A 26,011-nucleotide genomic window follows, 5' to 3' on the forward strand; every position below is an offset into this window, starting at 1 on the left:
ATTGAGAAGCATGATGATTCATTAACGGATGGACGGTTGATATTGAGAAGCATGATGATTCATCAACGGATGGTCGGGTAGATATTGAATAGCCTAATCAATAAATCAAACCATCGGCAGATGGTTTGATTTATTGTCGAAAAAGCCCGGGTTCACAAAACCTGCTTTTTCGATGCTTATTCTGCTGGATGATTAATGAGCCATCCCGCTTCCTGGAAGTTGGTTCGTCATGCCGGCATATTCTTGATGTGCTTGTTGAATGGCTTGACCTGGTGCCGTATCCAACGCATACCAGCCATTGGCGAACATTTGATTGTAAAGGTTGCGTTGACAGTCAATTGTCTCGTTGCAAATTGAAGAAATCTCATCATATAACGCTTTATGACTCGCTTCTGTCATCGCCGTTGTGTAGGACGATCCCATATATTTTTCAGTGGTTAGCATGTCAGTCATAAAATCTTTGTCATTCATCTCTTTTGAGTTCGGTACTTCTGTTTTTGGGTTTTGGATTTTTGTCATTGTGTACCTCCTTGGCTATTGAGATGTGGAAGTAAGCGTTGGTAATGTTTTTCGTGCATCCCAGCTACTTGATCAAGCGTTTCTTTAATTTTTGGGTCCATCGCATGTTGAGCATAAAAACGTGCTTTCTTCGCGGCAGTTAAGTTCCAGTTCAACATATCAGACAGATACAGTTGATCTTTCGTTGAAATCATTGCAGGGGGTTGACTCATCGTTTGGTTTTGTTGGTTCATCGGTTGTTGATTGTGAAGATCCATATTAGCCCTCCTAAAGAAAATCTAATCAACGTGTAGCATCACCGATATTAAAAAGCTGTATGCGCTTTACGCTAAAATTTTTTAGTTGTCAGACGGTTAAAAATCTTATATAGTGTAGGTAGATAATATATTCGCAATTTAACCAATTCCGACGGATGAAGAGCATTTACAATCGTGAGTGCTCTTGTATTAGCGAATATAATGAATGAGGATTCATTCAAAAAAGGAGGCCGAACATGACTATTCACATTAGACGTGCTGCTGTACTTGGTTCAGGCGTGATGGGATCAGGAATTGCTGCACATTTGGCAAATCAAGGCATATCCGTTCTTCTCTTGGATTTACCAGTAGAAGACGTAACGGATGAAGAACGAGCAAAAGGCTATCGGCTGAACATGCATCGATCCGCAATAAGCGTGCGGTAGAGGCGAAAAAGCAGCTATTCAAACAAAAACCAGCGCCACTTGCATCAAAGGAAAATGCTCATCGCATTGAAGTTGGAAACTTAGAAGACGACTTAGAGAAATTATCCGATGTTGATTGGATTATTGAAGTGGTCGTTGAGAACTTACAAGTGAAACAACAATTGTTTGAAAAAGTAGAAGCACATACAAAGCCTGGGACGATTGTGAGTTCCAACACGTCAGGAATCTCTGTGAATGCGATGGTAGAAGGTCGTTCAGAGACGTTCCGCAAACATTTTCTTGGGACACACTTCTTCAACCCACCGAGGTATTTGCATTTGCTGGAGATCATTCCAACGAAAGATACCGATTCTGAAGTGCTCGCTTCTATGAAAGCGTTTGCTGAGGATGCCCTCGGTAAAGGTGTTGTGGAAGCGAAGGACACGCCGAACTTTATTGGAAACCGGATCGGGACGTACGGTCTACTCGTATCCGTCGAGCAGATGGTTAAAAACGGCTTGTCCATCACAGAAGTCGATTCGATCACTGGACCGTTAATTGGTCGTCCGAAGAGCGCCACCTTCCGCACACTTGATGTTGTTGGGCTAGATACATTCCTTCATGTCGCAAAAAATGTGTACGATCAAGTGGATGGCGAAGAGAAGAACATCTTTGATCCACCGAAATTTATGAAAGAGATTGCTGAAAAAGGTTGGATCGGTAGTAAAGCAGGGCAAGGGTTTTATTTGAAGAAGGGGAAAGGAAAAGATAAACAAATTCTTGAACTCGATCCTGAAACGCTTGAGTACCGAGAAGGTAAGAAACTAAAAGCACCATCCGTTGAAATGGCGAAACAAGCGAAAGGCAAAGCCGCGAAGATTCAAGCGCTTGCTTACGCTGATGATAAAGCAGGAACATTTACGTGGGAGACACTTAAAGCAAGCCTCCTATATTCCGCAGAGAAAACTTCCGAGATTGCAAATGACATCGTCGCTGTTGACAATGCGATGAAATGGGGATTCGGATGGGATCTTGGACCGTTTGAAGTATGGGATGCACTCGGTGTAAGAAAGTCTGTTGAAAAGATGGAAGCCGATGGTGAGACCGTTCCTACTTGGGTAAAAGACATGCTTGAAAGCGGATACGAGTCGTTTTATAAAGCGGGTGCTTTCTATCATAACGGTACGTATGTGGATATTCCGAAAAGCGAAAAGGAAATCGACATTAGCGTTCACATTAAAAACGAAACAAACGTCATTAAGAAAAATGCCGGAGCGGTTCTCACTGACTTAGGGGATGGTATTGCCGGGCTAACGTTTACATCACCAAACAACTCGATTGGTCTAGACGTTATTCAGATGGTGGAGAAATCCATCGATGAAGTGGAAGAAAACTATAACGGCCTAGTCATCTCGAATAAAGGTAAAAACTTCTGTGTTGGTGCGAACTTAATGATGATGCTCATGGAAGCACAAGACTTTGCTTTCGATGAGTTGGATCTTGTTATTCGTAAGTTCCAACAGATGACAGCGAAAATTCGCTATAGCAGTAAACCAGTTGTAACCGCACCATTCCAAATGTCTCTAGGTGGTGGTGCAGAGATTTGTATGCCATCAGCAAGTATTCAAGCGTCTGCAGAGACGTATATGGGTCTTGTAGAAGTCGGTGTCGGTCTTATTCCAGGTGGGGGTGGGAACAAAGAACTCTACCTGCGTGAAATTGAAAACGTTCCTAAAGGTACAGAATTGCAACCGATTGCGAATAAGGTCTTTGAACGTATTGCAATGGCAAAAGTCGGAACGTCTGCGCAAGAATCAGCTGAAAATGGGTATTTAGGAGAGCGTGACGACATTATTGCCAACCACCGTCATTTGACGTGGAGCGCGAAAAGAAAAGCGATGGAGCTTTCCGAGAAAGGATATGCCCCACCGGTTCGAAAGCCTATACCAGTCGTTGGTGAAACCGGATATGCAACGATGCTTCTTGGAGCAAAAGCCCTTAAACTGTCGGGGCAAATTAGCGACCATGACTTAAAGATCGCGGAGAAACTTGCGTTTGTCCTTGCCGGAGGTCGTGTGGCGAAAAATAGTGAAGTTGATGAGCAGTACTTGCTTGATCTTGAGCGTGAAGCATTCCTTAGCTTGATTGCTGAGCCAAAAACACAAATGCGCATGCAACACATGCTGAAAACCGGAAAGCCATTACGTAACTAGAGGAGGGAAAGCTGTGAGAGAAGCAGTTATCGTATCAGGAGCGAGAACAGCAGTTGGAAAAGCGAAAAAAGGGACGCTCGCAAAAATGCGCCCAGATGATTACGCGGCAGAAACCATTAAAGAAACATTAAAGCGTGCGGGTGACTTTGACGCAAGTGAAATTGAAGATGTGATTATCGGATGTGCCATGCCGGAAGCGGAGCAAGGATGAACATGGCGCGGAACATTTCCGGCTTAGCAGGCCTTCCGAATACAGCAGGAGCGGTGACAGTGAACAGGTATTGCGCTTCTGGCTTGCAAAGCATCGCGTACGCAGGCGAGAAGATTATGCTAGGGCATGCAAACACCATTCTTGCAGGTGGGGCAGAATCCATGAGTCTCATCCAATGGGTGGGCACGTCATCGCCCCAAATGCGAAGCTTGTAGAAAACGCACCGGAATATTATATGGGTATGGGTCATACAGCAGAACAGGTGGCACAGGAATTTGGTGTGAGCCGTGAAGACCAAGATGCTTTTGCTGTAGAAAGCCACAAGCGTGCAGCAGCAGCTATCCAAGAAGGACGTTTTAAAGATGAAATCGTGCCGATTGAAGTGACTCACCGCACAGTAGACGCGAAGCACAAACTTCAAGAAAAAATCGTTACATTTGATACGGATGAAGGGGTAAGAGAAGGCACGACGAGTGAAACATTAGGCAAGCTTCGCCCTGCGTTTAACGTTCAGGGAAGTGTAACCGCCGGGAACGCATCGCAAATGAGTGACGGTGCTGCATCCGTGCTCGTTATGGATCGTGAGAAAGCTGAAGCAGACGGGCTTAAGCCTATGGCGAAGTTTTTAGGTATGGCCGTTGCCGGTGTAAGACCTGAAGTCATGGGAATCGGCCCAGTTGAAGCGATTCCTAAAGTTTTAAAGAACGTCGGACTGAAAAAAGAAGACATCGGATTGTTTGAATTAAATGAAGCGTTCGCATCCCAAGCACTACAAGTCATCCGCTCATTAGACCTTGATTACGACCGTGTAAATGTAAACGGCGGAGCGATTGCCCTTGGCCATCCACTTGGCTGCACAGGAACAAGACTGACGCTGTCATTAATTCATGAAATGAAACGTCGTAACGAACAGTACGGCATTGTGACGATGTGTATTGGTGGCGGCATGGGTGCTGCTGGCGTATTCGAACTACTATAATTTAGGGGGAAATGATCATGACAGAAACGTTAAAAACAAGCATTAAAGGCGGCGGGTTTTTACTTGAAGATGTGGAAACAACGGATGTATTCACACCTGAAGACTTCACATCAGAACACAAAATGATTTCTAAAACAACTCAAGATTTCGTCTTGAATGAAGTTTACCCAGTCATTGACAATATTGAAAATCATGAATTTGATTATTCTGTGAAGCTATTGAAAAAAGCTGGAGAGCTAGGTTTACTCGGTGCTGACGTACCCGAGCAATACGAAGGTCTTGGCTTAGACAAAATTAGTTCTACGCTCATTACGGAAAGTATGGCAGTAGCAGGTGGATTTGGCTTGAGCACGGTGCACACGTAGGGATCGGTTCCCTTCCAATCGTATTCTTTGGAAACGATGAGCAGAAGAAGAAGTACCTTCCGAAGCTTTCATCTGGTGAATTGATAGCGGCCTATGCACTTACAGAGCCGAGCTCAGGATCCGATGCACTCGGCGCAAAAACAACGGCTGTCCTTAATGACGAAGGTACGCACTACATTTTAAATGGTGAGAAGCAATGGATTACAAACTCTGCGTTTGCTGATGTGTTTGTCGTTTATGCACAAGTGGACGGTGATAAATTCACAGCGTTTATCGTTGATCGTGACTATGAAGGCGTATCCACAGGCGTTGAAGAAAAGAAGATGGGAATCAAAGGTTCATCAACAAGAACCCTTCTCCTTGAAGACGCGAAAGTGCCAAAAGAAAACTTGCTCGGAGAAATTGGTCGTGGGCACATCATTGCGTTTAACATTTTAAACGTAGGTCGTTATAAGCTAGGTGTCGGTTGTCTCGGTGGGGTGAAACGTACGATTGAGCTTGCAGCAACGTATGCGAATGAGCGTAAGCAATTCAAAACACCGATCGCTAACTTCACAGCGATTCAAGAGAAGATCGGCTCAATGGCGACGAAATCATTCTCACTTGAAAGTTCCATCTATCGTACAGGTGGCTTGTTCGAAAAGAACCTTGGTGACCTAACCGACGAAGAGCAAGCAGATGGAGAGAAAGTAGCAAAAGCCATTGCAGAATATGCAATTGAGTGTTCATTGAACAAATTCTACGGTTCAGAAGTGTTGGATTACTGTGCAGATGAAGCTGTACAAATTCATGGTGGGTACGGCTTTATGGCTGAATATGAAGTTGAGCGCATTTACCGTGACTCCAGAATCAACCGAATTTTTGAAGGTACGAATGAGATCAACCGTATGCTCGTCCCAGGTACACTCATCCGTAAAACGATGAAAGGTGAACTTCCGTTCCTAGATAAAGCCATGGGCTGCAAGATGAACTTATGTCAATGATGCCTGAAGAGCCAGGCGATGCGCCATTAGAAAAAGAAAAGTATATGCTACAAAACGCAAAGAAACTCGTCATCATGGGCGCTGGCGCTGCCGTTCAAAAATACGGCAAAGCATTGAACGACGAGCAAGAATTGCTATTGAATGTGGCAGATATGGTGAGCGAGATCTACAACATGGAAGCTGCCATTGCAAGAACAGAGAAAGCCATCGAGAAAAACGGCGCCGATAAAGAAACGATGAAACTACTTTATACAGAAGTTATCGTTGAAGAAGGCTTACAAAACATCGAAGCAGATGCGAAAGAGTCCCTTATTCATATGGAAGAAGGCGACACCCTCCGCACGATGCTATCTATGGTAAGAAAACTGACGCGTCGCACACCGGCAAACCTTATTAAAACAAAACGTGAAATTGCCGAGCGCGTTCTACAAGAGAAAAAGTATATCGTTTAATGAAAGAGGGGGATCTTCCCCTCTTTTTATTTTTCCCTAATGATGAGGATAATCATTGATGGCCTGTATAAAACAGTAGGATTTTATCGTATAATGTAAGGGAATGTTCGTACACATGAAGGAGGAAACAAGCAACATGCTTACACTTTTTAGTTATCCACCGTGTGGAACGTGCAAAAAGGCGAAAAACTGGCTGGATGCAAACGAGATTTCGTATCAAGAACGACATATTGTTAACGACCCACCTACGCGCAAGGAGCTTCAAGAAATTAAAGCGCTGAGTGGTTTAGAGTGGAAAAAGTTGTTCAATACGAGTGGTAAGAAGTACCGTGAACTTGGGCTTAAGGACAAGCTTCCAGATGCAAGTGAGGACACCATTATTGATTGGCTAGCATCAGATGGCATGTTGATTAAGCGGCCAATTGTCACCGATGGTCATGCTGCAACAGTAGGATTTAAAGAAGACGAATTTGAAAAGTATTGGAAGCAGTACTTGGGGAATGTATCACCTGATATACTAGGTAAGTGGTAAGGTTGCTTATACAACGTTTAATTAAAAATGGGAGGTAGTACAAAATGGGATCACCAAAAGAACTCAAATATTCAAAAGAACACGAGTGGGTTAAAGAAGAAACGGGCAACTTGCGAATTGGCATTACTTCTTTTGCCCAAGATGAGCTAGGAGATATCGTATTTGTGGAATTGCCAGAAGTCGGCGATGAAATTGCTGTAAATGAACCGTTTGGCAGTGTTGAGTCCGTAAAAACAGTTTCAGAGCTTTATGCACCGGTTAGTGGTAAGGTCGTCGAAATCAATGAAGAACTTGAAGATTCTCCAGAGCTCGTCAACGAATCCCCTTATGAGAAAGCTTGGATGATCGTTGTAGAACCAACAGATCGCGCTCAACTTGATGACCTTCTTTCAGCAGATGACTATGACGAACTCATCAATCAAGAGTAAATGAAAAAGGCTGCCCAAAGTGGCAGCCTTTTTGTTATACTGTACCGGTTGGTAACGTAGGCAACGTTGGAAGAGTAGGCACAGTAGGTGTTGTAGGGACGGTTGGCAACGTACCTGTTCCAACGATTCCAGGTCCGTTAATGAGATTGTTGTTAATCTCGATGCCCGTGCAATTTCCATCATTGTCATAAAGGTAACGATACGACACAATATGACCTCCTTTAGCTTGTGTTCCTACTACAATATTCGACACGAGATGTTGGTGCTTGTATGATTGCCCTGCTTGTTTTGCTGATCTTTACATAGAGAGAACACATCCTTATTTCGACATGTATTTCCCGGGAATGATGGATGAAGAAATCTCTTGAATCTTTTTCGTAGTTTTTTCGTAAGTATGAGTTAGGAAACGGTGTAGGAGGAACGAAAGATGATGTACATTTGGATTTTGATACTAGGTTTAACGACTGTGGAGTTAAACCCAGTGGCTTGGAAACATGGAATGAAACGAAACACGAAAGCATGGCTCGCGTTCCAAGCGTTGCGCTATGTGTTTGGGCTAGTGCTTAGCTTTTATATTGTTTATTTTCAATTGCTTGATCTATCTTGGTCAGGAATTCTGAACACGTTTGGGTTTGTTGTAGCGATTAATTTAATTTTGTCAGGATTGTTTTTAGGTGCTGCACGTGTGCCTAAAAACAGTAAAGAAGCTCAGCTGCAAGCAAAGAAAGCAATTAAAAACGTACCGAGTGCAATTGGGGGAACGTTACTTGTCGGTCTTCTTTTCATGAATTTCGTGTTTCCATTTACAGTGACCGAACAACTCTCTGAACTAGGAGATATTGAGACGAGCAGTGAGCAGATCGAATCTGTTACTGAAGAAGCGGTAAGAGCAGTTCCGTATACATATGCTCGTTATAAATCAGAAATTGTATTCGGGAACATTGACAACTTTTCATTCTATGATCTTGGAGAATCAACGATTCAAAAGATCAATGACGAACTGTATTGGGTGTCCCCCATTGAGTACGCAAACCTTTGGAGATGGTGGCGAGCGGATAGTGCGCCAGGTTACATTATGGTGAGTGCGGAAGATCCTAATGCAGAGGCGCAACTTGTGAGCGATCATGAGATGACGTATGTGCCAAGTGCTTTCTTTGGAGACAACTTGGAGCGACATGTGAGGCAAGCATATGAAGATGTCATTCTTGTAGGTTATTCTTTTGAGCCAGATGATGATGGTCATCCGTACTATGCCTATTCTTATGCGTATTACGACTATTACCGAACCGGGCCTCGTGCAGACGGTGTGATTGTCATTGATGCGGTCACTGGTGAGATGGAGAAATTTGCACTCGGCGACCAACCTGACTTTATTGACAATGCTATTGATTATCGCCTTGCTCTTCAATATGCGGATTGGTTTGGCCGATACAGCAATGGACTGCTGAACGCCTGGTTTGCAAAAGAAGGGGTGCACGAACCGACGAGTAATGAAGAGATGATTGGCGTCCTCGGACCAGACGATGAGATGTATTGGATGATTGACCATATGCGTCCGAATCAAGATTCAAACACGATGGTCGGCTTTACAATGGTCAATGCACAAACAGGTGAAGCAACTTATTACACCGGATCCTCAGGTCTTTTAAATGCAAGAGGAGCGCGAGAAGTCGTGAACAAATCATTTGTGCGTGAACAATGGAGCGGAACCCAACCGGTGTTATATTCGGTGTATGATCATTACACGTGGGTCGTCCCGGTCGTCGACCAAAATGGTCTCATGAGAGAAATGGCGATGGTTCATGCTGAAACGGGTAATATTGCGTACGCATCCTCTCGCGAAGAGGCATTTAATGAGTATCGTCAGCTTTTAGCTTCTAGTCTCGGCGCGGATGACTATGTTCCGACTGATATCTATGATGAGGAAACCGTAGAGGGCGAGATCTATCGCATTAGTGATACGTTCAACAACCAGTACATCCAAGCGCTCATGACCGGGGAGACGAGAGTGCTCGAATTTGATATTACCAGTGTATCCGATGCCGTCTTCATCCAAGAAGGTGATGAGATTGAAGCGACGGTTATTGATACAGATGAAAACATTTTGCAAGTGATCGAATTTAACAACCTAACCATCGACGATAATTTTGGAGAGATTGAAGAGTTTATTATAGATGAAGAAGATCTCGAAGAAGATTCGCCAGCAGAAAACGAAGAAGATGTCACGGAAGAATAGCATAACGCAAAAAGCGTACCGAGTTCGGTACGCTTTTTTGCGCAGTATGTTCAGGCTACGCATGGACACTTTTTAACACAAGCGAACGTCCGTCGTTTGATTTTTTCTCGGAACCGGCAAGGTTCTAAGGTGGCACAGGAACTAAGCACATGGCTACACTGATGATTCGATCTGTTTTGTTAGCCTCTATGCCCGAGGAGAAAATGCTCTATAATGAGCCGGTCTCTAGGATAGAAGGCACAAGTGAAATTACAATCGGATACGAATGTGGTTGAAGCTACAACCACCTACTAGAACGGTCCGTATCCAAACCAGGCGGCAAACATGACAGCGATGACTGCGATTGTAAGTTGAATCAAGATAAAAGGCCAAATGAAACGAACCCATTTTGTCCACGGGATTCCTGCAAGTGCGAGTGCTGCCATGAAATACCCTGATGTCGGGAGAATAATGTTTCCGATTCCGTCAGCTAATGTAAAGGCAAGTACAGTCGTTTGCCTCGTGATGCTAAGCAAATCTGCAAGTGGGATCATAATTGGCATCGTGAGCGCTGCTTGACCGCTGCCTGACGGAATGAAGAAGTTAATGGCTCCTTGGATGAAAATCATCCCAACAGCATTTAATTCGGCAGGAATATTCTCCAAAAAACCAACGGCATAATAGAGCATTGTATCAATCGTGTTACCGTCTTCTAGAACAACTAAGATGGCGCGAGCAAAACCGACGATTAGCGCACCAGCGAGTACACCAGAAGCACCTTTTAGAAAGCTATCAACAACGTTGTGAACACCTAAGCGGGCAACAATGCCAATGATGACTCCGAGCAATAAGAACAATGATGCGATCTCAGTAATAAACCACTCAAATTGAATGACACCGAAAGCAAGAACAATAAAGTTTACACCAAACAATCCTAAAACAACTTTATGTGTACCGGTTAATGACTTCTCTGTTTTCATCTCACCCAGTTCGGTATTACTAGCATAATTGCCGTAATATCCGAGTTCAGGATTTCTTTTTACTTTCATTGCATACCGATAAACAAAGATGACGGCAATCGTATACATTAAAATGAAGAGAATGAGACGAAGCCACATGCCAGAATAAATATCTAGCTCAGCAATTCCTTGGGCAACACCGACGTTGAAGGGGTTCATAATCGCAGTTGTAAACCCGATCGAACTGCCAATTAGAACAATTGCAGTTCCTGTGATTGCGTCAAAACGTAATGCAAGGGCAAGTGGAATAAGAATGGGGATGTATGCCAATGTTTCTTCGGCGAGACCCATAAGTGTTCCTCCAAGGGCGAAGATGAGCATCGTTATGGGGATAAACCACTTCTCTTGATTCACTAGTCTAAAAGAAGCGACGGTAACGAGTCGGTCAATGGCACCTGTACGATTCAAGATCCCAAACGTACCTCCGATAATTAATATGAAGAAAATAATATCTGAGGCCTCGACGAGACCGGTATGTATAGAGGTGAAAATCTGAAACGGATGTATTGGATTTGCTTCTACTTCGGTGTATGAACCAGGGTCTACCACTTCTCGACCATCTTGCTCTACTCTTTCATAGCTACCTGCTGGAATCAAGTAAGTCAGAATAGTTGCAAAAATAATCACGCCAAAAATTAAGGCGAAAACATTCATTCCCCGGTTATTTTTCTGTTCGGACATTTCTCATCCCCCTATTGTTGTATTTCATTATCGTATAGAATAATGGTCATAAACGCAAACCATTTCTTAGGAGGAACGACCGGAATGCAGACGATTCATGCCACACGAAACGACGCCGATATGATATGTACACTGATGCATGAAGCATTTGCTGAGTATAGAAACGCCACCCCACCATCAAGCGCTCTAAAAGAAACACCACATACAATTGCTGAAGGATTTGATGCTGGAGAACAAGCCATGATTGCTGTTGATAGTGGACAAGCCGTAGGGGTAATCCGATTTCGGGAGTTTGAGGATCATATCTATTTCTACCGCTTGTCAGTCCCCCCTAGTCATCAAGGAAAAGGGGTTGCCAAACAGCTAATCCGTGCACTTGAAACGTATACACAATCGATTGGCTATGGAGAAATTCGCTGTCGAGTTCGAGCTTCTGTTTCTCGAAACATGCACCTGTACGAAAAGCTCCACTATGTAACAAAGAAAATCGAAGCGAAAGAAGTGAACCATCGCATCATTGACGTTGCAACCCTTTCTAAAAGTTTAGTATAGCTTTGCTCACTTCGCATAAACTAGCCTTTAATTCATTTAAAGGAGGGTATACTGTATGAATGATAAGAAAAGAGAAGATCACAAAGATCGACCAAAAGAAATGCAGTACGAAACCGAACATCCAGGGCATGAAGAAGTAAAAATGAACGACCAAGCACACCGAACCCAAGAAAACAGTCGTTTAAACGAATACATGAGCGCAGAGGATATCGAGGAATAAAGCTAAAGCCTAGCCGCCCATTTATACGACAAAAAGTGGATGACTCATGGCGAGTCATCCGCTTTTTAGCATATTCATTTGGCTCTCTATTATTTGTGGTAGCCTCCGTTACGACCTGAACTATACAGGATGAACTTAAGATTTTCCTGATTTGCACTGTTGGGTGTTGCTTTCCACTGCAGGCGGATGCACTCCAGAGCATAAGTGCGACATCACCTCTCACTGCGCTCCGCTTGTGCTCGCTGTGTCTACTTGACAGTCCAGACTACAAGTGCAACATCGGTGCGGTGCTTTACTTTGAATGGATGCTTGGTGTTGGTATTTTCTAGGAGATCGGTGATCTAGATCACGCCCAAAATGGTCTAGATCACGGTAAAAAGGTCGATTTTCCCAAATACTTGACGATCTATATGGAATGAGCTAAACATTTTCTTTATTTGCACTGTTGTGTGGAGGGGGTAGCGCGGTGGTGAGTGTCTTTTTGCGCGCAGATCTAATGTTAAGAAGCGAGCAATCGGTCGCCCCCAAGGGGCCGAGCCCGATTTTACTTGGGAATGAAAAGGATGGTTCTCTGAACCGTTGCCGCAGGGGGTGAGGGCACATGCGGGCAAGACGAACGAACGTTCTGCGCGCAAGCTTGCCTTGTTTAACGATTTTGGCGCTCATTCCGCTAAAGTCCTGCGCAGTTTGCTTCCACTGGAGCGCAGATTCCAGGCGGAAGTGCCAACGACACGTCGGCCCCAGCGGGGCCGAAGCCAAATCGGACTCGGTTCGGTGCGGGCCGCGCCGATATCATATGGGTACTTGAGGGCAAGTATGTGTGGTTATAGAGTGAAACGAAATGGAAGTAAGTATATTCCCTGCAAATGACGTGTCGAACGTGTTTCGTGATAACTACGAATGTACGCTAGCAGATCGTACCTCTACTTCGCCTGTCCACTGGATTTTTCAGGAAGGTATGTTATATTCAAATTTATACGTACATAGGTTGAACGGGGGAGGCGAAGACATGATAACGAAAAATGATGTATTGCTTCTAATTGATATTCAGAAAGGGTTTCACAACCCGAAGCTGGGATCACCTTACGATTTGGGTGCTGTTGAAAATATGAGAGATTTACTGAAGCTATGGCGAAAAAACAAAAGCCGTGTGATTCATATCCAACATACTCCAAAAGAACGAACGTCTTTATTTCACCCGAGTAAAGAAGGACACGACTTTATGGATGGATTTGTCCCGGAAAATGATGAAATTTGCATTCAGAAGCCGACGAACAGTGCGTTTATCGGCACTGATCTTGAACAGGTGCTCAACGATAACCATCCGGAAAGGGTGTATGTGATTGGACTAACGACTCCTCATTGCGTTTCAACGACAGTGCGAATGAGTGGGAATTTAGGCTTTTCAACGGTGATAATTGAAGATGCGACGGTTTCTTTTCCAATTGGAGAGTACGATGGGGAAACGGTTCAAAAGCTAACAATTGCTACACTTAAAGATGAATTCGCGAGTGTAAAAACAACTGAACAAATCAAGGAGTCGTTTACGATTGAAAACGAGACAGATGGCGGTCGCCCTCATCAACAATCAACAAGGTGAATATTTGTTTCTCAAAAAAAGGAATGACCACGACTTTCTTGCCGGTTTCTATGTGCCGATCGGCGGTCATATTCGGCCCGAAGAGCTGATAAACGTGAAACAGGCGTGCCTTCGTGAAGTATATGAAGAAACTGGTTTGGAGCAAAAAGATTTACACAATGTACAATACAAATATTTGCTCGTCCGGTACGTTGATGATGAAATTCGTTTGCAATATGTTTTTACGATGTCGACCCTTGGAACCCCGACATCGAGTGAGGAAGGCGATCTCTACTGGCTCACATCTGAGCAACTACTAACACGACGCGTGACGCCTCCGATTAAAGCAATGGTCGAGCATTTTGAACGGGATGGCAAGGAGACGAACGACATGTTTGTTGGTACGCTAGGAACTGGCGGATGGATGCAATGGTCGACATTAATTGATTGTTGAATGTTGTCAAAAGACGTGGAAATTCGATACAATTGGTAAGAGTTTTCAGTAAATGCGAAACCTTGCAGTAGAAAAGTACGTAACAAGAATAAAAAAGGAAGGTGATTATTTTGGACATCGTATTTATTTTCATTATTTTAGGTGTTGTCGCTGCACTTGTCCTAATCTTTGGACTTATCGGTTTTATCTATGTGAAGAGACGTTATAAAACAGCGACGTCCAATGAAGCACTTATTATTACAGGTCCGAATTTAGGTGACCCAGAAAAGGACAACCGCATTTTCCAAGACGATAATGGAAGAAGTATGAAAATTATTCGTGGTGGTGGCAACGTTTAAAGTTTTTCCAAACGAGTACGCCTGTTGATTTAAATTCATTTCAAATTAAACTGACGACACCAAAAGTGTACACTAGCCAAGGGGTACCTGTTGTTGCAGATGCGATTGCTTCCGTAAAGATTGCAGATTCTCTTCACGGTATTGCAAACTATGCAGAACAATTTCTCGGTAAGAAAGAAGGAGAAATTGAGCAAGAAGTTTCAAAAGTACTCGGTACGAACCTTCGTGCGATTTTATCAAAGCTCTCAGTTGAAGCGATTAACAATGATCGTGAATCTTTCTCTCATCAAGTTCAAGACATCGCTCAAGTTGAGCTCGATAACATGGGTTTTACGATTACATCATTCGGCCTTGATGATTTACGTGACGCCGATGAAGAGAACGGATACTTAGAAAATCTCGGTCGTCCGCGCATTGCTGAAATTCGTAAGAAAGCGGACATGGCAGAGTCAGATGCAGAAAAAGAAACGAGAATGTACAAAGCGAAAAACGATCAAGAAGCGAAAGAAGAAGAAAATACACGTGCGACGACCATTGCTGAATCACAAAAGAACAAAGATATTAAAGATGCAACATTCAAACAAGAAACTGAACGGGCACGAGCGCAATCTGAGCAAGCGTATCAGTTAGAACAAGCCCGATTAAATCAAGAAGTGAAAGAAGAAGAAATGCAAGTGCAGTATATCGAACGCCAACGCCAAGTTTCACTTGAAGAAGAGGAACAAAAACGACGCAAGGCACAAGCCGATGCAGATGCGTATGACATTAAAGCAAAAGCTGAAGCAGAAGCTGATAAAGCGAGAATTGACGGTGAAGCAGAAGCTTCCATTCAACGTGCCGAAGGTTTGGCCCAAGCGGAAGTCATCCGTGAGAAAGGCCGTGCAGAAGCCGAAGCGAAAGAACTCATGGCCGAAGCAATGGAGAAGTACGGGGAAGCCGCTATAATGGAAATGATGATTCGCTCGCTACCAGACATTGCAAAAGAAGTTGCTGCCCCACTTAGCAAAATTGACGGCTACAAAGTCATTGATATGGGTGGCTCCGACTCCAAAGGTGGTGCTCATAAAATTGCTGGCAATGTAACGCAAACGATGCTCGGTGTGCAGGAAAGTTTGAAAGAAGCAACGGGAATGGACCTAAAAGAGATGCTCGAAAGTTTCGTTGCTCGTGGCAATTCTAGCGTAGGCAATACCGTGCGTGAAGGTCAACCTCAGTTTGCTGCAGCTAAAGACGAAACTGCGGCAGAAGCCGATGCGAAAGCAGAAGAGTCGTCCGAACCGGAAGCGTCAGAAGACACGTATTCCACATCAGCAGAAGAAAACCTTGAATCCTTTTATGACCGTGACAAAAACGACTAGAAAGTCTCATGCCCGTGTTGAGGTTTGTTCTTAACACGGGCATTGTTATGAGCTTTCGAGAATGGAGAAATGTGTAATGAAGAAAGAGGATATTGAACAACTTATTAGTCAAGATGAATATATGGTGAAATGTTTACGCACAGTCCGAAAGCTAAACTTACCTGATTGTTGGATCAGTGCAGGCTTTGTTCGAGCAAAAGTGTGGGATCATTTGCACCAATTCTCAAAAAGAACAGAGACGGACGATGTGGATGTCATTTATTATGATCCCGATCACGTCACGGAGTCGTTTGAAAAGCAGATCGAACAGAAACTGCACACCGCCTGTCCGGATGTCCCTTGGTCTGTCAAAAATCAAGCGCGTATGCATACGCTTAACGGTACAGACCCATATGAATCATCGCTCGATGCTGTCAGCCAATATCCTGAAACCGCTACTGCCGTTATGGTGAGAATGACAAATGCTGGCGCAATTGAGCTCGCTGCCCCTCATGGCATCTCTGACTTGGTCAACTGTGTAATAAAACCAACACCGATGGCAAAAGAACACCCCAGCGTGCAGTCGGCTTACAATCATCGGGTCAAACATAAAAAATGGGACAAGCGTTGGCCACAAGTGCGTGTAGAAAGATAAGAGGCGAGTAGGTTGATCAAGGAATATACACATTATAAATGTAAGTAATTTTTAATGAGATTTTAAGGGTAGCTGCATAAATCGGTGTCAGATTTGTTTTTCGTACGCGTGTGGACATAATCTATGTAAGTTGAACGAAAGAATTTCTTCATAAACCTATGGTAAACCAACCGATAGAGCTTTAAAGTTCAACATCATCAAAGATAATCGTACACTATAGACGTAGCAATGAATGGTTTCTATGACTGCCATTGACATTCAAAGTGTATGAATAGCGTTCATGGTCATTACTTAGCAAACTTAGTTAACACTGTCGCTTTTTCAGTATCGTTGATTGGAACGAAAGGAGATCACGCTTGTGGAAAAAGGACCGAGACGAGACCCCACAGGTCGTAAGCAGTTCACTGAAAAAGAGGAGTTAAAATACGTGTAACAGTGTTTAGCTTGATATATATAGAAAATTCCATAGATAAGGGTATATGATGGGATAATTTGCGATTGCAATGCTTCATGTTCTTGAAATCCCCACTCGAGCTGGACCCGCTGGTTCACTTTGACGAGTAGTTTAGAGAGTGAGATGCATTTTTCAGCGCCAAAGATCTCACGGATATTGTCCCTCAGCAGATATCAAAGCAAAAAACGCAAACACGCCCAATATAGGGGTGTTTGCGTTTTACTATTCACTTTCTGTCGTTTTCGGTTTTTTTGAACGAATAAATAACGCAATGACGAGAGCAATAATCGCAAAGATAAACCCGAATGAGAAGCTTTGTTGAGCACCGATTGTGAGTGCTTCAATTTGCTGTGCAGCAGTCGGATCTTCAATGCCTGAGAGCGCATTACTTCTGCCTGTTTCCATAATAGAAATAAAGATGGCAGCACCAATCGCACCAGAAACTTGCATGAGTGTATTAAAGATCGCCGTACCGTGCGGATACAAATGCCGTGGTAAGTGGTTAAGTCCGTTCGTTTGCGCAGGCATCATAATCATCGCGACAGAAACCATCACAAAAATGTGCTGAATCGCAAGTATCCACTCGTCTACACCTGGGGTGGAGAATCGATACGTGAATACGGTGATGACGAGTAAAATGGCTCCAGGAATAATGATTGGGCGCGGACCAACCTTATCAAAGATTCGCCCATGATCGGAGACATCGCCCCGTTTATAATCCCACCAGGTAACATAATGAGTCCGGTAGCAATGGCTGTGAACAGTAACGCAGATTGCATATAAATCGGCAGAACGAGCATGAGTGCAAACATCGTCATCATGACGAGCATGACAATAATTAAACCAAAAGCAAACATCGGGTAGCGGAATACACGTAAATCCAGAAGCGGATCTTTCATTTTTATCTGGCGGAATGCGAATGCGGCCAGCCCGATAAACCCTGCAGCAAGCGAGGCGATGACAATTGGGTCTGCAAGTGAGGAATCGCCTTTACCAGCGGTGCTAAATCCGTACACAATTCCTCCAAAGCCGATCGTAGACAATAAGAATGAAAAGAGATCAAGTTTTGGCTTTGAGGTTTTCGTGACGTTCTTCAAGACGAAGTAACCGAACACTAGAGAAAATAGGGCGATTGGAATCACAAGAAAGAAGATCCAGCGCCACGATAATCCTTCAATAATAAACCCAGAGACAGTAGGCCCGATTGCTGGAGCAAACATGATGACAAGTCCCATCATACCCATTGCTGCCCCACGCCTTTCTTGGGGAATGACAGCAAGAATGACATTCATGAGTAACGGAATCATGATCGCGGTCCCGACCGCTTGCACAATACGTCCTATAAGAAGGAAGGCAAAGGTTGGGCTAAAACCGGCGACAATTGTACCGAGCGTAAACAGTGTCATCGCCGTAATAAATAGTTGTCTCGTTGTGAATCGTTGAATGAAATATGCAGAAATTGGAATTAAGATTCCGATGACGAGCATATAGCTAGTCACGAGCCATTGAGCTGTACTTGAGTTCACGCCCAAGTCTCCCATAATGCTTGTAAAGCCACGTTAAGAATCGTTTCATTCAGGATCGCAACAAAGGCGCCTGAAAGAAGAACGGCTAATATCGGTATCGGTTTTACATTCGATAAGTCTTCCTTTATTTCAGCAGTTGTTGGTGCATGTGCCATAGCCGTCCCTCCTAAAAAATATATATGGCTTGAATCAGCAAGATGAATCGTACCATGATTATTTACGAAACGCAATCGTTTCGAAACAGTTTCGTTTCGTAAATTTGCACTCTGTATATCCTGGTGATACGATGAAATGACTATAGGAAGAAGGAGGCTTGTCATGAGTGCGATTGAAAAGAAGAAGGGACGCCCTTTGGACAAGAGTCGGGATCGCATCATCATGCAGTCGGCACTAGAGCTCATTGGAGAACACGGATATGAACGTGTATCGATGGACCGTATTGCTCAGCACGCAGGCGTAGGAAAAGCGACGATCTATCGAAGGTGGACGTCAAAGACACATCTCGTTATTCAGGCCATTTCAGACGTGAAGCCGTTTGAAGAGATCTTACAAGAAGTGGAGCAATTTAATGATTTACGGGATCAATTGTTTCATCTAATGGCGTCTAGCTTTCGAATCGAAGATGAATCGATTCAACGTGCGTATGCAGCGATTGGAAGTGCAGCTTCACAAAATCAAGAATTAGAACTTGGGTTACAGCAAGGGTATTATCACAAGTTTCGGCTTGCTTTCTTCGCAATACTCGACCCTTACATGTACCCTAATCCAGCACTTACGCTGGAACAGTTAGATTTAATCGCAGATATCGGACCTTCAATGATTCATTACCGTACGATCGTGACGAAGAAAACGATTGATGCGAATTATATTTATCAGATTATTGATGAGTTGATTTTGCCTAAATTATGCCATTGAAAGAATAGTTGACAACATCGGTGTGAGGGTGCTAAGATTCAAACATCAACTAAATATCCTTATCTGGAGTGGTGGAGGGACTGGCCCTGTGAAACCCGGCAACCGGCAAGCAATTGCAATGGTGCCAATTCCTGCAAGGTTGCAAATGCCTTGGGAGATGAGATGGAACGTACGATTAACCTTTCTGCTCATCTTCTAGCAAAAAGGTTATTTTTGTTTTATCCAAACGAAACGTATGCTTGTTTATTTTTTTCGAACTTAAAATATAGTGAATAGGTAAGGATACTTGGAATAGAATGGATAGGGGGTGCATCAATTGATTCAAATGAACAATGTGTCAAAGTCTTTTGTGACGAAAGATGCACACATTCATGCAGTAAAAGACGTGAACTTAACGATAGAATCAGGAGAGATCTTTGGCATAATCGGTTATAGTGGTGCTGGAAAAAGTACACTTATACGCCTTCTTAACCTTTTAGAGGCGCCTTCATCGGGAACGGTGAAAATTGCCGATTACGACATGCTGAATTTAAAAGGACGTGCGCTACGAAAGGCGAGGCAAGAGATTAGCATGATTTTTCAACACTTTAATCTCCTCTGGTCGCGGACGGTTCGGGAAAACATTGCGTACCCGCTAGAAATTGCCGGTGTACCAAAAAAGAAACGAAATGAACGAGTGGACGAACTCATTTCGCTTGTCGGCTTGGACGGTCGAGGCGGTGCATACCCTTCGCAACTGAGTGGCGGACAAAAGCAACGCGTTGGCATTGCTAGAGCACTTGCGAATGACCCAAAAGTATTGCTATGCGATGAAGCGACATCTGCACTTGATCCAAAAACGACGTCTTCGATTCTCGAGCTTCTTTATGAAATCAATCAGAAGCTAGGATTGACGATTGTGCTCATCACTCATGAAATGCACGTCATTCACAAGATTTGTGGGCGAGTTGCCGTCATGGAAGATGGAGAAGTCGTCGAGCAAGGAGGAGTGCTTGATGTGTTCAAACACCCTAAGAAAGAAATTACTCAAGCGTTCGTGAAGCAAATTACAGAAACCGATGGTTCATTAGAAGTGATTGAGGATCAATTGCACGATGAAAAAGGTACAGTCGTGAAGTTGACTTTTGTAGGTGACGAAACGGAGAAGCCTGTTGTGTCTGATCTCATTCGCAACGTAAACGTTGACGTGAATATTTTACAAGGGAACATCGCACGCACGAAAGATGGGAGTTATGGTTCATTGTTTATCTCCCTTGAAGGAACCTCTGACGCAGTAACAGAAGCACTTGCCTATATTGAAAAGCACCATGTTCAGGCGGAGGTGATGAATGATGGGTGATGAATTCCTCAGTAATGTCAATTGGGATAATATGCTCGATGCCACGTGGGAAACAGTTTACATGAGCGTCATCGCTATTTTCTTTACATTTATTCTCGCATTGCCCTTGGTTTATTGCTATTTTTGACATCAAAGAAACAGATATGGGCGAACCCTATCATTAATTGGATTGTCGCTGCGTTTGTCAATGTGTTTCGTTCCATTCCTTTTATCATTTTAATTATCTTACTCATACCGTTTACGGTTGCAGTACTCAACACGATGCTCGGGCCACAAGCTGCACTACCGGCATTGATTATTGGAGCCGCTCCCTTTTACGCAAGGCTCGTTGAGATTGGTTTGCGTGAAGTAGATAAAGGGGTTATTGAAGCTGCAAGATCAATGGGCAGTAACCAGTTCCAGATTATATTCAAAGTGTTACTCCCAGAATCAATGCCAGCGCTCGTCTCAGGGATTACCGTCACATCCATCGCACTTGTTGGTTATACAGCGATGGCCGGAGTGATCGGTGCTGGTGGTTTAGGGGATCTTGCGTTTCGAGATGGTTTCCAAAGAAATAACCCTGAAATAACGTTTATTGCAACGATTATCACACTCGTTATCGTCTTCATCTTTCAAGGTATTGGAGACGTTCTAACTAGAAAATTAGATAAAAGATAGGGGAGAGTTTGATGAAAAAGTTTTACACCGCAATTGCAGCAGGATCGTTAACGTTAGCCTTAACGGCATGTGGCACTTCTGATGAAGAAGGAACAGACGAATCAGCAGGAGATGCACCAGAAGAGACGGAAGAAACTGGGGATGAAGGCGATGATGAAGCAGCCCAAGATGGCGAAACACAGTCACTCGTTGTCGGTGCATCAAACGTTCCTCATGCAGAAATTCTAGAATACGCCACAGACCTACTAGAAGAAGAAGGCATTGAATTACAAATCCAGACATTCAATGACTATGTAATGCCAAACCAAGCCCTTGACCTTGACGAGTTGGATGCCAACTACTTCCAACACATTCCGTATTTAGAGAGTCAAATTGAAGAACACGGATACGATTTTGAGAACGTCGGTGGTGTTCATATCGAACCGATGGGGGGATACAGCCAAGAGTACGGATCATTGGCAGACCTTCCTGAAGACGCACATGTTATTATGAGCGACTCTGTCGCTGACCACGGCCGCGTATTAAGCTTGTTTGAAGCCGAAGGATTAATTACCATTGCTGATGGCATCGATCCAATCTATGCAACGATTGATGATATTGACGAAAACCCGAATAACTTTGACTTTGATCCGTCGTACGAAGCCGCTTTACTTCCACAAGCGTTCGATGTCGGTGAGGGCGACGTCGTGTTCATTAACTCTAACTACGCCATTGATAACGACCTAAACCCTGTCGATGACTCCATTGTCGTCGAGAGTGGTGAAGATAACCCGTATGTGAATGTGATCGCTGTGAAAGCTGAAAATCAAGAGGACGAGAACATTCAAACACTCGTGGACGTTTTGCAATCTGATGATGTGAAACAATTTATTGAAGATCAGTATGAAGGTGCCGTCCTTCCGGCTGAATAATGAGAACCCCTCCAAGCTTGGCAGCTTGGAGGGGTTTTGTTGTGTCGTCCTTAGGTTGTGTATAGGCATAGCAAGGTGCCTGCCAATAGAATCTAAGCCGTGCTTGTTTTGGCTCGATCAGTGGTTGCTTTTTGTCTCACTAGTAGCAATTATGTGGGTTAACGCCCAAATATACCTCTTTGATATTGTTGAGGTTTTTCTTACTTTTTGTTGCGGTATAAATACATCGTTAAAGGTGCGAAGATTACGATGAAAATTGCCGATGTCAGGAGAACGAGGCCAATCTGTTCAAAGGTCCCAGTTCCATGCATCCAACTCCGTACGGCATTTGCTAAAACGGAGATGGGGTTTACCTCTACAAAACCTTGAAGCCATCCTGGCAGCGTGTCTGGATCTACGAAAACGTTACTTACAAATGTTAGTGGAAACAGAATCATCATGCTAACCATCATTAACGATTTGTCTGAGCGCATAATAAGACCGAGCGTTGTCCATAGCCATGATAAGCTGAATGAGAAGAATAGGATGAGGACGAGAGCAACCAATACGCCGGATACGCCCCCTTCCGGTCGAAATCCTAAGATGAGACCGAGACCAATCATAATGAGAGAAGCTAATGTGTATCTCACAACGTCAACGAGCAGCGCACCAATCAAAGCGGATGGCAGCCAGATTGGCAAGGTGCGGAAGCGGTCAAAAATTCCTTTTCGAATATCATTATTTAGATCTAAACCTGTATACATCGTAATTTGAGCAACAGTCATGACGAGAATACCGGGCAACAGAAATTGCAAATACTCGGTCGTTGAACCGGCGATTGCCCCGCCAAACAAGTAGGTGAACATGAGTAAGAAGATAATCGGAAATAGCGTTACGTCGAACATTTGCTCCGGAACATGCTTAATTCGTAAAAGTGTACGTGATGCAAAGGTGAGCGTTGAAGAAAAAGGACTCGGTCGACGGGGACGCTTCCCAGAAGCAATCGCATCATGAAGACGTTCTTCATTCATTTGTTTCGTCATTGATCTTCTCCTCATCTGGTGTTTTGGAACCTGTGAGCGTAAGAAATACTTCGTCCAAACTCGGTTGACCTAAAGAAAAGCTACTCATTTGGATGTATTCATTCGCGAGGTTACTAAATGTTTCAGCAATCTTGGAGGGCTGATCGACTTGTATAGAGAGGGAATGAGCATCTGTAATTTGTACGACGTTGCTTAATTTATTTTCGAAAATTTGCTGTGCCCGAGATAAATCATTCTCATCAACGAGCGTCACGTGCAACGTGTTTCGTCCAATTGATGCTTTCAGTTCTGCGCTTGTTCCTTCTGCAATCAATTTTCCTTGATTAATGACTGCAATTCGATCCGCTAATTGATCGGCTTCTTCTAGGTATTGCGTCGTAAGTAATACGGTCGTTCCTGCGCGGACGAGTGAACGAACAATTCCCCACACTTCGATGCGGCTTTCTGGGTCAAGTCCGGTCGTTGGTTCATCAAGAAATAACAAGTCCGGAGTCACGACGATACTAGCGGCGATGTCCATTCTTCTTCGCATCCCACCGGAGTAGTTCTTTACTTGTTTTTTGGCGGCGCGTCAAGACGGAAGGCGACAAGAAGTTCGTCGGCTCGGTTTTTCGCTTCCTTCTTTGAGTAGCCCATCAGGCGCGAGATCATGACAAGGTTCTCCTTTCCGGTCAAGTCTTCGTCTAATGAGGCATATTGTCCGGTTAGACTAATTCTTGCACGAACCGCACTCGTTTCGCTTGTAATGTCGTGACCAAAAACTTTTGCACTTCCTCCGTCTGGTTTTAATAGCGTAGCGAGCATGCGAATGGTCGTCGTCTTTCCTGCGCCATTTGGACCGAGGAATCCATATACCATTCCTTTTGGTATCGTAAGGTCGATGCCATCAACAGCCCTTTGCTCACCAAATCTCTTCACGAGACCTTTTGCTTCAATTGCAATATTGCTCATTTTGTCACCCTTTCTGTTCAACTAAATTGATTCTTATTTTCGTTCACCCATTGACTGAACCTCTTTGGAGGTCGTTTTAGAACCTTTTCAACGGTTGGTAAGATGGTGGTGCCAATTTCAGGTGGCTGAGTGCCCATCTGCACGAAAAACTGGATGCTTTCATCGTCATACCCTGCGTCTTTCCAGCGCTTCCGAGCTTCATCCAAAGAGAGCTCTTTAAACGAAATCGATGTTCTTAGCACATGACTAATCATATCAACGCATTCTTTTTTTGATCGCAATTCAGGTCCTGTGAGTGTGTAAAATTGTCCATAGTGATCCTCATTTACCAATGTTTCTGCGACCACTGCTCCGATATCACCTTCGTGAATAATTGCTGTCTTGATATGGCCGCCAAATGCTTCGATCACTTCACCATTACGAATGGTGTCCTGCCAGTCATCAAGGCAGTTTGCCATAAACCCGACGGGTTGAACAAACGTTGAAGTCATCGTGCTGTTTCGTAACGCTTGCTCCACCAGTCCATCTCCGTAAACAGTGAGCAGCGACACGTGTTTAACTCCTGCTTCCTCTGCAAGCGCAATGACCTGCGCATCGGTTTCCAAATCGGCACCAGCTACATCGCTTGATAAAATCAAGTACATGGCATCAATGTTGTGAAGAGGTTGACGCATCGTTTCCGGTTGCATCAGATCCCCGTAAACGACCTCTGCACGGTGGGGCAGTTGTGCGTTTTTCGGATTTCTCGATACTGCGCGAACAGATAACCCTTATCTATCAGCTGCTGAACTACGTGTCGACCTACTGTGCCAGTAGCCCCTGTAACTAGAATATTCATCATTCGTCTCCTTCATTGTAGATTTGGGTTATTTTCTTGATTTCTTGAAGAACTTCTTTTCGCAATGATAGTGGGAGATCACTTCTACATTTGATCCATAGCTAAGAACAATCGATAAAGCATATGTCGGATGATAATATTCTGTATAAACGTAGATGTGGTCATTAAATGTTTCGGTTTGTTCAGGAAATTGCTCAAGCACTCGTTGTTTAACATCTCGCGAGAAGCGTAGATGCAATGGTATTGGAGCAATAGAATGAGGGTCACTTTTTTTACGTTTCGGCGTGAAGCTCGTCAAAAGAAGCAACAGTGATTCCATGCGCGAAAGTCGAAACAACCGATCAGCTTGGCGAGTTAAACAAAATGCTTCAGCGTACCACGTTCCGTAATCAAAATGTAGGTTTCTCGGTTCAACTGTACGCGTCGTAACCTCACCAGTTCCACTCGTATACGTAAACGAGACTTGTTTCATTTGGTGAATGGCTTCTGTCCATTTTTGGATGTACGTGCGTTCTTCTTCAGAAGAACTAAGTGAAAAGATGACGGAGTGATTATCTGATGATGTAAGTAGCAATGGCTGTAAAGATGCCAGCCTTTCGGAAATCGCTTGAAAAGGTGATGCATCCAAACTTTGCAGGAGATGGTAAACGGTTCTCATATCTTCTAATGAAAAATGCTGCTTGGATAAATAAAAGCCATCCATAATTTCGTAACCGCCGTCCGTCCCAGGAAAAGAAACGATCGGAATGCCAGACTGATTGATGAGGTCGAGATCCCGATAGATTGTTCTAACCGAAACTTCAAAACGGTCGGCAAGCGTTGTTGCCGTCACGCGCCCTTTCGTCATTAACATTGTCGTAATTCCGAGTAATCGTTCTAACTTCAAAATAGGTGCCTCCCCATACAGTACACTTTAGGTCATCATACATGACATCTTGCGTGTCAGGGTTATAAAAATAGAGCAACTTCATGATGAAGTTGCTCAGTTTGTTGGAACTGTCT

21 protein-coding genes, 6 pseudogenes and 1 riboswitch are annotated in these 26,011 nt (G+C 43.9%); of the genes and pseudogenes, 17 read left to right on the forward strand and 10 right to left on the reverse strand.

Annotated features, from left to right (window positions below):
* Positions 1 to 192: 192 nt before the first annotated feature.
* Together JCM19037_RS11420 and JCM19037_RS11425 are read right to left on the reverse strand one after the other, a co-directional pair.
* Positions 193 to 519 carry a spore coat protein gene (locus JCM19037_RS11420; RefSeq protein WP_042401182.1) on the reverse strand — a complete coding sequence of 109 codons (327 nt, stop codon included), beginning with the start codon at positions 517 to 519 and terminating at the stop codon, positions 193 to 195.
* Complete coding sequence (locus JCM19037_RS11425) at positions 516 to 752, reverse strand: hypothetical protein (protein ID WP_042401308.1); 237 nt, start codon at positions 750 to 752, stop codon at positions 516 to 518. Before JCM19037_RS11425 ends, JCM19037_RS11420 begins: the two co-directional genes overlap by 4 nt.
* A gap of 260 nt (positions 753 to 1,012) precedes the next feature.
* Between JCM19037_RS11425 and JCM19037_RS11430 the strand changes: the two are divergent.
* The 5 genes and pseudogenes from JCM19037_RS11430 (at position 1,013) to gcvH (ending at position 7,343) form a co-directional block, all read left to right on the forward strand.
* A pseudogene (locus JCM19037_RS11430) lies at positions 1,013 to 3,393 on the forward strand (3-hydroxyacyl-CoA dehydrogenase/enoyl-CoA hydratase family protein).
* Positions 3,394 to 3,406: 13 nt separating this feature from the next.
* A pseudogene (locus JCM19037_RS11435) lies at positions 3,407 to 4,583 on the forward strand (acetyl-CoA C-acetyltransferase).
* 17 nt (positions 4,584 to 4,600) lie between these two features.
* A pseudogene (locus JCM19037_RS11440) lies at positions 4,601 to 6,383 on the forward strand (acyl-CoA dehydrogenase family protein).
* Between the two features lie 136 nt (positions 6,384 to 6,519).
* Positions 6,520 to 6,915, forward strand: a complete 396-nt coding sequence (locus JCM19037_RS11445; RefSeq protein ID WP_042401185.1) for an arsenate reductase family protein — start codon at positions 6,520 to 6,522, stop codon at positions 6,913 to 6,915.
* Positions 6,916 to 6,959: 44 nt separating this feature from the next.
* Positions 6,960 to 7,343, forward strand: coding sequence for a glycine cleavage system protein GcvH (gcvH, locus tag JCM19037_RS11450; RefSeq protein WP_042401188.1), 384 nt, complete (start codon positions 6,960 to 6,962; stop codon positions 7,341 to 7,343).
* Between the two features lie 34 nt (positions 7,344 to 7,377).
* Here the strand turns inward: gcvH and JCM19037_RS25790 are convergent, their stop codons facing one another.
* Positions 7,378 to 7,551: a hypothetical protein gene (locus JCM19037_RS25790; protein ID WP_193744290.1), complete on the reverse strand. Its 174-nt coding sequence runs from the start codon at positions 7,549 to 7,551 to the stop codon at positions 7,378 to 7,380.
* A gap of 219 nt (positions 7,552 to 7,770) precedes the next feature.
* On the opposite strand from JCM19037_RS25790, the gene JCM19037_RS11455 reads away from it, so the two are divergent.
* Entirely contained in the window at positions 7,771 to 9,579 is a 1,809-nt protein-coding gene (locus JCM19037_RS11455; RefSeq protein WP_042401190.1) for a hypothetical protein, read from the forward strand.
* Positions 9,580 to 9,869: 290 nt separating this feature from the next.
* Here JCM19037_RS11455 and JCM19037_RS11460 read toward each other — a convergent pair whose 3' ends face one another.
* Positions 9,870 to 11,258: a YfcC family protein gene (locus tag JCM19037_RS11460; protein WP_042401193.1), complete on the reverse strand. Its 1,389-nt coding sequence runs from the start codon at positions 11,256 to 11,258 to the stop codon at positions 9,870 to 9,872.
* Positions 11,259 to 11,342: 84 nt separating this feature from the next.
* On the opposite strand from JCM19037_RS11460, the gene JCM19037_RS11465 reads away from it, so the two are divergent.
* The 7 genes from JCM19037_RS11465 (at position 11,343) to JCM19037_RS11485 (ending at position 16,393) form a co-directional block, all read left to right on the forward strand.
* Positions 11,343 to 11,810, forward strand: a complete 468-nt coding sequence (locus tag JCM19037_RS11465; protein ID WP_042401195.1) for a GNAT family N-acetyltransferase — start codon at positions 11,343 to 11,345, stop codon at positions 11,808 to 11,810.
* Between the two features lie 55 nt (positions 11,811 to 11,865).
* A complete protein-coding gene (locus JCM19037_RS25795; RefSeq protein WP_193744748.1) occupies positions 11,866 to 12,030 on the forward strand; it encodes a hypothetical protein in 165 nt (54 codons plus the stop codon).
* 1,009 nt (positions 12,031 to 13,039) lie between these two features.
* Positions 13,040 to 13,630 carry a cysteine hydrolase family protein gene (locus JCM19037_RS11470; protein ID WP_042401198.1) on the forward strand — a complete coding sequence of 197 codons (591 nt, stop codon included), beginning with the start codon at positions 13,040 to 13,042 and terminating at the stop codon, positions 13,628 to 13,630.
* A complete protein-coding gene (locus tag JCM19037_RS22800; protein WP_152549043.1) occupies positions 13,581 to 14,063 on the forward strand; it encodes an NUDIX domain-containing protein in 483 nt (160 codons plus the stop codon). The genes JCM19037_RS11470 and JCM19037_RS22800 overlap by 50 nt, the downstream gene beginning before the upstream one ends.
* 110 nt (positions 14,064 to 14,173) lie before the next feature.
* Complete coding sequence (locus JCM19037_RS29370; RefSeq protein ID WP_307189790.1) at positions 14,174 to 14,401, forward strand: hypothetical protein; 228 nt, start codon at positions 14,174 to 14,176, stop codon at positions 14,399 to 14,401.
* A gap of 50 nt (positions 14,402 to 14,451) precedes the next feature.
* A complete protein-coding gene (locus JCM19037_RS11480; protein ID WP_307189793.1) occupies positions 14,452 to 15,759 on the forward strand; it encodes a flotillin family protein in 1,308 nt (435 codons plus the stop codon).
* Positions 15,760 to 15,835: 76 nt separating this feature from the next.
* Complete coding sequence (locus JCM19037_RS11485) at positions 15,836 to 16,393, forward strand: nucleotidyltransferase family protein (protein WP_042401201.1); 558 nt, start codon at positions 15,836 to 15,838, stop codon at positions 16,391 to 16,393.
* A gap of 676 nt (positions 16,394 to 17,069) precedes the next feature.
* On the opposite strand, the pseudogene JCM19037_RS11490 reads toward JCM19037_RS11485, so the two are convergent.
* Positions 17,070 to 18,528 (reverse strand): annotated as a pseudogene (locus tag JCM19037_RS11490) (MDR family MFS transporter).
* Positions 18,529 to 18,691: 163 nt separating this feature from the next.
* Between JCM19037_RS11490 and JCM19037_RS22805 the strand changes: the two are divergent.
* The 4 genes and pseudogenes from JCM19037_RS22805 to JCM19037_RS11510 all read left to right on the forward strand — a co-directional run bounded on the left by JCM19037_RS22805 (position 18,692) and on the right by JCM19037_RS11510 (position 22,198).
* On the forward strand, positions 18,692 to 19,288 hold the full coding sequence (locus JCM19037_RS22805) for a TetR/AcrR family transcriptional regulator (protein WP_052363822.1): 597 nt from the start codon (positions 18,692 to 18,694) through the stop codon (positions 19,286 to 19,288).
* A gap of 56 nt (positions 19,289 to 19,344) precedes the next feature.
* Positions 19,345 to 19,452: riboswitch (SAM riboswitch) on the forward strand.
* A gap of 152 nt (positions 19,453 to 19,604) precedes the next feature.
* Positions 19,605 to 20,627 (forward strand): methionine ABC transporter ATP-binding protein, encoded by a 1,023-nt coding sequence (locus tag JCM19037_RS11500; RefSeq protein ID WP_042401205.1) that lies wholly within the window; start codon positions 19,605 to 19,607, stop codon positions 20,625 to 20,627.
* Positions 20,620 to 21,287: pseudogene (locus JCM19037_RS11505) on the forward strand (methionine ABC transporter permease). Before JCM19037_RS11500 ends, JCM19037_RS11505 begins: the two are co-directional and overlap by 8 nt.
* 11 nt (positions 21,288 to 21,298) lie before the next feature.
* The gene (locus tag JCM19037_RS11510) at positions 21,299 to 22,198 is read left to right on the forward strand and encodes a MetQ/NlpA family ABC transporter substrate-binding protein (RefSeq protein WP_042401207.1); all 900 of its coding nucleotides are present in this window, start codon (positions 21,299 to 21,301) and stop codon (positions 22,196 to 22,198) included.
* A 200-nt stretch (positions 22,199 to 22,398) separates the two neighbouring features.
* Here the strand turns inward: JCM19037_RS11510 and JCM19037_RS11515 are convergent, their stop codons facing one another.
* From JCM19037_RS11515 to JCM19037_RS11530, 5 genes and pseudogenes are all read right to left on the reverse strand, one after another.
* The gene (locus JCM19037_RS11515) at positions 22,399 to 23,220 is read right to left on the reverse strand and encodes an ABC transporter permease (protein WP_238544678.1); all 822 of its coding nucleotides are present in this window, start codon (positions 23,218 to 23,220) and stop codon (positions 22,399 to 22,401) included.
* A pseudogene (locus JCM19037_RS11520) lies at positions 23,201 to 24,171 on the reverse strand (ATP-binding cassette domain-containing protein). Before JCM19037_RS11520 ends, JCM19037_RS11515 begins: the two are co-directional and overlap by 20 nt.
* 17 nt (positions 24,172 to 24,188) lie before the next feature.
* The gene (locus JCM19037_RS11525) at positions 24,189 to 24,896 is read right to left on the reverse strand and encodes an SDR family oxidoreductase (RefSeq protein ID WP_238544685.1); all 708 of its coding nucleotides are present in this window, start codon (positions 24,894 to 24,896) and stop codon (positions 24,189 to 24,191) included.
* Positions 24,860 to 25,012, reverse strand: coding sequence for an NAD-dependent epimerase/dehydratase family protein (locus JCM19037_RS30105; RefSeq protein WP_373900806.1), 153 nt, complete (start codon positions 25,010 to 25,012; stop codon positions 24,860 to 24,862). The genes JCM19037_RS11525 and JCM19037_RS30105 overlap by 37 nt, the downstream gene beginning before the upstream one ends.
* Positions 25,013 to 25,037: 25 nt before the next feature.
* Positions 25,038 to 25,895 carry a YafY family protein gene (locus JCM19037_RS11530; RefSeq protein WP_052363823.1) on the reverse strand — a complete coding sequence of 286 codons (858 nt, stop codon included), beginning with the start codon at positions 25,893 to 25,895 and terminating at the stop codon, positions 25,038 to 25,040.
* Positions 25,896 to 26,011 lie beyond the last annotated feature (116 nt).

The organism is Geomicrobium sp. JCM 19037 (assembly GCF_000698105.1).
Classification (GTDB): domain Bacteria; phylum Bacillota; class Bacilli; order Bacillales; family Marinococcaceae; genus Geomicrobium_A.